A 6,562-nucleotide genomic window follows, 5' to 3' on the forward strand; every position below is an offset into this window, starting at 1 on the left:
CGGCGAGGGCGCGCACAAGCCCGTAGTAGAAGGCGGCGTTGGCGACGACGTCGGTGACGGTGGGCCCCGCGGGCAGCACCCGGTTCTCCACCCGCAGGTGCGGTACGCCGTCGACGACCGCGTAGACGGGCCGGTTCCAGCGGTAGACGGTCCCGTTGTGCAGGACCAGCTCCCGGAGGGCCGGCACGCCGCCCTCGTCCAGGACGCGCAGCGGGTCCTCCTCGCCGCAGATCGGCAGCAGCGCGGGGAAGTAGCGCAGGTTCTCCTCGAAAAGGTCGTACGCCGAGTCGATCCACCGCTCCCCGAACCAGGTCCGCGGCCGCACCCCCTGCGCCCTGAGCTCCGGCGGGCGGGTGTCGGTGGCCTGCTGGAAGAGCGGCGGCCGGGACTCGCGCCACAACTCGCGGCCGAAGAGGAACGGGGAATTGGCGCCCATCGCGATCTGCACGGCGGTCACCGCCTGAGCCGCGTTCCACACATCCGCGAACCGGCCGGGCGTGACCTGAAGATGGAGCTGTACGGAGGTGCAGGCGGCCTCGGGGGCGATCGAGCGGCTGCTGTACGTGAGGTGCTCGACGCCCTCGATGTCGAGGTCGATCTCCTCGCCCCGGGCCGCGAGAATCTGGTCGTTGAGCAGCATGTAGCGGTCGACCTCGGAAAGGTTCGCGGAGACCAGGTCCTGCGTTCCGAGAGTGGGCAAGATCCCTATCATCACGATCTCCGCGGACACTTCCCGCGCTTTGCGGTCGGCATAGGCCAGGCCGGTGCGGAGTTCTTCGGCGAGCCGGTCGAGGACCCTGCCGGAGAGCCGGTGCGGCACAATGTTGACTTCGAGGTTGAACTGGCCCAGCTCGGTCTGGAAATCCCCGCTCGAGATGCGCTCCAGAACCTCCGCATTCATCATGCGCGGCATCCCGTCGGCCCCCGCGAGATTCAGTTCGATCTCCAGCCCCATGAGATTCCGCGGCCGATCGAACCGTTTCTCCGACAGCAGCCTCTCCAACCCTTCCAGGCACTGTCGCAGTTTGCCCCGGTAGCGCTGCCGATCGGACAGGTCGAACCCGCCCGCTTCGACCTTCTCCCCCATCGAAGCGTCCCTCCTCGAGTGGGCGCCCGCGGCACCGGCCGCGGCGTCAGGATCGATGATGCCCAGGCGTTGTGATCGATAACGCCCGGCGGCCGGCCCAGGCCCGTTACCCTCTCCACAACCTCCCGCGGCACATTCCGTGGGCATAACTCTCCGTCTCGGCCCGTGTTGCCCCGGAGAAAACCACCGAGCGGAATCAGCCCTGCCGCTCTTGGCACATAAGTCCAGGCAGCGCCCCGAACCGGGTGGACAGAAGGGGAGTAATCCACTCGGAGCAAAGGCCGGATTCAGACTTGCCCGCAATACCGCCGTCGGCTAGACGAAACACCCGGCGAACACTCCTCGTATAAACTTCGCGAACGAGGCAGAGAGTGTGCGCCCCAGCCATTCCGGGCTCGGGCCCCTCTGACCTCGTATGCAGACAGCGCAGTCCGCACTGCCCCGCACCACGTGTCTCCCAAGTGAGAGGCGACCCACCATGCCGCTGCTCGTTCCTCCCGCGCCCAAGCCAGCCCTGCGCAGCGCCCTCGCGGCCCTGGCCTCCCCGACCGCGGTCCGAGATCCGCGCACACCGGCTCTGCGGTCCGCGGCGGGTTCGCTGATCCCCGAACTCCCGCTGCCCGTACACATCCTGGACCGCGTCACCAAGGGCCAGGGCACGCCCCGTACGCGGCTGGCGGGTTGGCGTTTCCTGGTGCGCAGCGGCGAACACGCGGTGGCGGCGGCCGAGACCATGCTGACCCCGGACGGCTGGGCCTTCTCGCACTTCTTCGAGGGGCCGTACGTGACGTCCACGGAACTGGCGCTGCGGCAGGCCGAGGCGCTGCCGGGTTCGTACCAGCCGCGCCTGCTGTCCGTACCCGAGCTCTACATGCTGACCCTGTGGCTGCACGAGGACCCGACGGCGGACGCCGCCAAGGGCACGCCGGCCCCGAGCGACCTCCTGGTGCCGCTCGCGCCCGCTCCGCCGGGCATCGCGGCGCACCGGGCGCACCGGGTGTCCGATCTGCTGCCGGTGCTCACGCTGCGGCTGGCCGCGAACCCGCTGATGGGTCTGGGGACCCCCGCGATGGGCTCCCCGGCCTGATCCCACCCATCCGGACCAGCCCCCTGTGATCGTCTCAACCACCGGGGATGACAACGGGGTTGCGGTAAACCCTCCGCACGAGTGACGCGTCGGTTCCCGGTGAGGAAAGCTGCCCGGAAATGCCTGCGGAAACCCGCCCGGAGGGCAACACTGGGACCGAACGAGAGATACGGGGGGCGGTCATGGACACCGCATCGAGCAACACAGCGCCGAGCAGCAAGCACCTCACCTCACCGCAGCGAAAGAACCCACCCATGTGCCAGCACCAGCCACCGTGCCCGTCAGCCGACTCCGCCGACCGGGAGGCCGCCCATCTCGTGGCGCACCACCCGGAGCAGGGCTGGAGCCTGCTGTGCAACGGCGTCCTGCTCTTCGAGGACACCGGTGAGCTGCTGCCGGACGGCCAGGTCATCGCTCCACACCGGCCGTTGGACCCGGGGAGCGTGATGACCGCCGCCTGACGGCGGAGCCGCCGAGGACCAGCGCGGCAGCGGGGAAACACACAGGGGCCGGCCCGGCGTGATCGCCGAACCGGCCCCGACGCGTGCCGGGCCCGGGGCATCGGGTCCGGCTACGCGGTGTCAGCCGTCGTAGTCCTCCAGCGGCGGGCAGGAGCAGACGAGGTTCCGGTCGCCGAAGGCACCGTCGATCCGGCGCACCGGCGGCCAGTACTTGTCGGCGGCCGAGACCCCGGCCGGGAAGACCGCGGTCTCGCGGGTGTACGGGCGCTCCCACTCGCCGGCGAGCGCGGCCGCGGTGTGCGGGGCGTTGCTCAGCGGGTTGTCGCCCTGCGCCCACTCGCCCGAGCCGACGCGCTCGATCTCGCCGCGGATCGCGATCATCGCCTCGCAGAACCGGTCGATCTCGGCGAGGTCCTCGCTCTCCGTCGGCTCGATCATCAGCGTGCCGGCGACCGGGAAGGACATCGTCGGCGCGTGGAAGCCGTAGTCGATCAGGCGCTTGGCCACGTCGTCGACGGTGACGCCGGTCGCCTTGGTCAGCGGCCGCAGGTCCACGATGCACTCGTGCGCGACCAGCCCGTTGGGGCCGGTGTAGAGCACGGGGTAGTGCGGCTCGAGGCGCTTGGCGATGTAGTTGGCGCCCAGCACGGCGACCTGGGTCGCCCTGCGCAGGCCCTCGGCGCCCATCAGCCGGACGTACGTCCAGGAGATCGGCAGGATGCCCGCGGAGCCCCACGGGGCTGCCGAGATGGGGCCGACGCCGGTCTCCGGGCCGGCGGTGGGCTGCAGCGGGTGGTTCGGCAGGTACGGCGCGAGGTGGGCGCGCACGCCGACCGGGCCGACGCCTGGGCCGCCGCCGCCGTGCGGGATGCAGAAGGTCTTGTGCAGGTTGAGGTGCGAGACGTCGCCGCCGAACTTGCCCGGCTTGGCCAGGCCGAGCAGGGCGTTGAGGTTCGCGCCGTCGACGTACACCTGGCCGCCCGCGTCGTGCACGGTCGCGCAGACGTCGGCGACGTGCTCCTCGAACACTCCGTGCGTGGACGGGTAGGTGATCATGAGCACGGCGAGCTGGTCGCGGTGCTGCTCGATCTTGGCGTGCAGGTCCTCGATGTCCACCTCGCCGTCGTCCGCGGTCTTGACCACGACGACCTTCATGCCCGCCATCACGGCGCTGGCGGCGTTGGTGCCGTGCGCGGAGGACGGGATGAGGCAGATGGTGCGCTGCTCGTCGCCGTTGGCGCGGTGGTACGCGCGCACGGCCAGCAGACCGGCCAGCTCGCCCTGGGAACCGGCGTTCGGCTGGATGGAGACCTTGTCGTAGCCGGTGACCTCCGCGAGCCGCTCCTCCAGCTCGTTGATCAGGGTCAGGTAGCCCTCGGCCTGCTCCACGGGCGCGAAGGGGTGCAGCGCGCCGAACTCCGACCAGGTGACCGGCTCCATCTCGGTGGTCGCGTTGAGCTTCATCGTGCAGGAGCCGAGCGGGATCATGCCGCGGTCCAGCGCGTAGTCGCGGTCCGAGAGCTTGCGCAGGTAGCGCAGCATCGCGGTCTCGGAGCGGTGCTGGTGGAAGACCGGGTGGGTCAGGTACTCGTCGGTGCGCAGCAGCGCCTCGGGCAGCGTGTCCTGCGCGGTGGTGTCCAGCGCCGCCACGTCGGCCTCGACGCCGAACGCGCCCCACACGGCGGCCAGCTCGGCCCGGCCGGTGGTCTCGTCGCAGGCGATGCCGACCTGGTCGGCGTCCACCAGGCGCAGGTTGACCCCGGCCTCGCGGGCGGCGGCCACGACCTCGGCGGCCCGCCCGGGAACCCGCGCGGTCAGGGTGTCGAAGTACGAGCCGTGGACGATCTCGACGCCGCCCGCGCGCAGGCCCTCGGCGAGGAGCGTGGCGTAGCGGTGGGTGCGCCGGGCGATGGCGGCCAGGCCGTCGGGGCCGTGGTAGACCGCGTACATCCCCGCCATGACGGCGAGCAGCACCTGCGCGGTGCAGATGTTGCTGGTGGCCTTCTCGCGGCGGATGTGCTGCTCACGGGTCTGGAGGGCCAGGCGGTACGCCTTGTTGCCGTCCGCGTCCACCGAGACACCGACCAGGCGGCCGGGGAGGGAGCGGGCGAACTTGTCGCGCACGGCCATGTAGCCGGCGTGCGGGCCGCCGAAGCCCATGGGGACGCCGAAGCGCTGGCTGTTGCCGACGGCGATGTCGGCGCCCAGCTCGCCGGGCGGGGTGAGCAGGGTGAGGGCGAGCAGGTCGGCGGCGACGGTGACGATCGCGCCCAGCTCGTGCGCCTGCTCGATGACCGGCCGCAGGTCGCGTACCTGTCCGGAGGCGCCCGGGTACTGGAGCAGCACGCCGAAGACGCCGCGCTCGGCGATCTCGGCCGGGATGCCCTCGGAGAGGTCGGCGACGACGACCTCGACGCCGGTCGGCTCGGCGCGGGTCTCGATCACGGCGATGGTCTGCGGCAGGCAGTCGGCGTCGATCAGGAAGACGCCGTTCTTGACCTTGCCGACGCGGCGCGCGAGGGACATGGCCTCGGCGGCGGCGGTGCCCTCGTCGAGCAGCGAGGCGCCCGAGGTGGGCAGCCCGGTCAGGTCGGCGACGACGGTCTGGAAGTTCAGCAGTGCCTCGAGCCGGCCCTGCGAGATCTCCGGCTGGTACGGGGTGTACGCGGTGTACCAGGCCGGGTTCTCCATGACGTTGCGGAGGATCACCGGCGGGGTGAAGGTGCCGTGGTAGCCGAGGCCGATCATGGAGGCCAGGACCTGGTTGCGGTCGGCGAGGGAGCGCAGCTCGGCGAGCACGTCGCGCTCGCTGCGGGCCTCCGGCAGGTCGAGCGCCCCGGCGCTCTTGATCACCTCGGGGACGGCGGCGTCGGTCAGTTCGTCGAGCGAGCCGTACCCGACCTGGGCGAGCATCTTGGCCTGGGCCTCGGTGTCGGGTCCGATGTGGCGGTGCTCGAACGGAGTGCCGCGCTCCAGTCGGGAGAGCGGGATGCGGTTGGCGGTCATCTGCGGAGGCCTCCTGGTCGACGCGACCTGCGAGGGGTACCACGGCGCGGGTACCCGGACGGCCTCCCCCTCTGTCATCTCAACCTGAGAGCTTCACCGGCCCGCGCGAGGCGGCCCGGCTTTCACCGTCGGTGAGGAGGGGTTCCGGCACATGCCCGTCCGATGCCCGCCCTGCTTTCCAGAGTGACCTCGTCCGTGCGGTACGTGTGCCTGAGAGATTCCGGGGAGGATTTGCTCCTTCGGCGCCCCCACCTGCCGGTGGAGAGCTCTCCCGCACGGGGTCTGCGGCCGCTGCCAGCCTACCAGCGCGTCTGTCGCGGGAACCCTCGAGTGGCCGACGCCCGCGATGTGCCCTTTCGTTGTGTCGTAAGGGTTGTGGCACCGCAGCCTGCGAGCCGTTGGAGGGACTGTGCAGACCGATATCGATCCGCGGAGCCTGATAGGCCGCAAGGCGTTCGACCTCGACGGGGCGAAGATCGGCACCGTGGACGAGGTGTACCTGGACGACGCCACGGGCCGCCCGGAGTGGGCGGCGGTGCGCACCGGGCTCTTCGGGCGGGACGCGTTCGTTCCGCTGGAGCCGAGCGAGGTGGTGGAAGACACGCTGCGCGTCCCCTACCGCAGGTCCCTGATCAAGGACGCCCCGGACTTCGGCGTGGGCCGCCACCTCTCCCCCGAGCAGGAGCTGCAGCTCTACCACCACTACGGGCTCGACGCCTCGTCCGGAGGCGGCGGCTCCGGGGGAGACGACCAGGACTTCGGCCGCATAGCCGGCGAGGACTGACCGCCGCTCCCCTCCTCCGCTCGCACCAGGGGCAGCGGCTCGGCCGGCTCCAGGTCCGGGTCGTCGACCGGGAAGGTCCGCACCCGCCCCGGCTCCGACCAGGGCTGCTCGAACCGCACCGTGACCCTGCCCACCCC

At 71.1% G+C, this 6,562-nt stretch carries 5 protein-coding genes, 1 pseudogene and 1 riboswitch; of the genes and pseudogenes, 3 read left to right on the top strand and 3 right to left on the bottom strand.

Annotated elements, in window-relative coordinates:
* On the bottom strand, positions 1–1,087 hold a 1,087-nt coding region (locus AOK16_RS21310; RefSeq protein WP_055473797.1), incomplete at its 3' end, for a glutamate-cysteine ligase family protein.
* Positions 1,088–1,565: 478 nt separating this feature from the next.
* Between AOK16_RS21310 and AOK16_RS21315 the strand changes: the two genes are divergently transcribed.
* Positions 1,566–2,174, top strand: a complete 609-nt coding sequence (locus AOK16_RS21315) for a hypothetical protein (protein ID WP_055473798.1) — start codon at positions 1,566–1,568, stop codon at positions 2,172–2,174.
* 254 nt (positions 2,175–2,428) lie between these two features.
* Positions 2,429–2,635, top strand: a complete 207-nt coding sequence (locus AOK16_RS21320) for a DUF5999 family protein (protein WP_055473799.1) — start codon at positions 2,429–2,431, stop codon at positions 2,633–2,635.
* A 120-nt stretch (positions 2,636–2,755) separates the two neighbouring features.
* On the opposite strand, the gene gcvP is transcribed toward AOK16_RS21320, so the two are convergent.
* Positions 2,756–5,641 (bottom strand): aminomethyl-transferring glycine dehydrogenase, encoded by a 2,886-nt coding sequence (gcvP, locus tag AOK16_RS21325; protein ID WP_055473800.1) that lies wholly within the window; start codon positions 5,639–5,641, stop codon positions 2,756–2,758.
* A 188-nt stretch (positions 5,642–5,829) separates the two neighbouring features.
* Positions 5,830–5,925: riboswitch (glycine riboswitch) on the bottom strand.
* Between the two features lie 125 nt (positions 5,926–6,050).
* Here gcvP and AOK16_RS21330 point away from each other — a divergent pair.
* The gene (locus AOK16_RS21330; protein ID WP_055473801.1) at positions 6,051–6,425 is read left to right on the top strand and encodes a PRC-barrel domain-containing protein; all 375 of its coding nucleotides are present in this window, start codon (positions 6,051–6,053) and stop codon (positions 6,423–6,425) included.
* Here AOK16_RS21330 and AOK16_RS28625 read toward each other — a convergent pair.
* A pseudogene (locus AOK16_RS28625) lies at positions 6,344–6,562 on the bottom strand (DNA polymerase IV); the annotation flags it as partial. The gene AOK16_RS21330 and the pseudogene AOK16_RS28625 overlap by 82 nt on opposite strands.

This window comes from Streptomyces pathocidini (assembly GCF_001418495.1).
In the GTDB taxonomy this organism is placed as follows: domain Bacteria; phylum Actinomycetota; class Actinomycetes; order Streptomycetales; family Streptomycetaceae; genus Streptomyces; species Streptomyces pathocidini.